The organism is Acinetobacter sp. T_3_1 (assembly GCF_025377055.1).
Lineage (GTDB): Bacteria > Pseudomonadota > Gammaproteobacteria > Pseudomonadales > Moraxellaceae > Acinetobacter > Acinetobacter kookii.
The window spans coordinates 1-857 of sequence record NZ_JACHVD010000049.1 but is presented as its reverse complement, the minus strand read 5'-3'; the positions used below and the strand labels follow the sequence as shown (position 1 = coordinate 857).

1 protein-coding gene is annotated in these 857 nt (G+C 35.4%); it reads right to left on the bottom strand.

Features of this window, described 5'->3' with window-relative positions; translation table 11 throughout:
• Positions 1-40 precede the first annotated feature (40 nt).
• Positions 41-787, bottom strand: a complete 747-nt coding sequence (locus H4I94_RS16155; RefSeq protein WP_004645384.1) for an IS5-like element ISAba31 family transposase — start codon at positions 785-787, stop codon at positions 41-43.
• Between the last annotated feature and the right edge of the window lie 70 nt (positions 788-857).

The following is an 857-nucleotide window of genomic DNA, read 5'->3' as shown; positions in this document are numbered from 1 at the left end:
TTAATTAGGGTCTGTTGACATTTACTGTTCATAATTAACCCTATAAAGGTAGCCATAAAAATATACAGGCTAAAGCAACAGAACTTTGATAATTTCTTTTGAGCTTGTCATATCGAGTAGCTATTCCTCTAAATTGCTTTAATCTACAAAACATATTTTCAACTAAATGCCTGATTTTATATAAATACCAGTCCATATGGTCATTGTTCGATTGGCTATTTGTTTTCTTTGGTATATTCGCTTTAGTCCCTGTTTTCCTGATCTGTTCACGCAGTGGTTCTGAATCATAGCCTTTATCTGCACATACCACTTTTGTCTCTTTTAAATCTAATGTTGATATTAAATCAGGTGCAACTTTAACATCATGTGTGGTTCCATCGGTAATCATGAAATCAATAGGATTGCCATGTGCATCAACAATCAAATGTATTTTTGAGGAGTTTCCCCCTACACTTTTAGAAATAGATTGATTCGCTATGCCGGCAGAATGTTGATGAGCACGTACATGAGAGCCATCAATAAAAATCCACTCCATATCGGGGCATGAGGCTAGTAATTTGAATAATCTAAGTAACTTACCGCTGCTTGACCAACGATTAAAACGTTTGAAAATAGAGTTTGAATGACCAAAACAGCAAGGAATATCTCGCCACGGACAGCCTGTTCTAATTCTATAGAGAATAGCTTCAATAAAATTGCGTAAATTTGAGTTGTGGTGAATGGATAAATTACGCAGAATAACTTTCAACTTTTGCCAGTGTTGATCTGTCAGCATGGTACGAGGCATAGCGAATAGTAAAGATTTGATTTTACTACTTCGCTATTTTTTTAAGCTAAAAGTGTCAACACACCCTAGT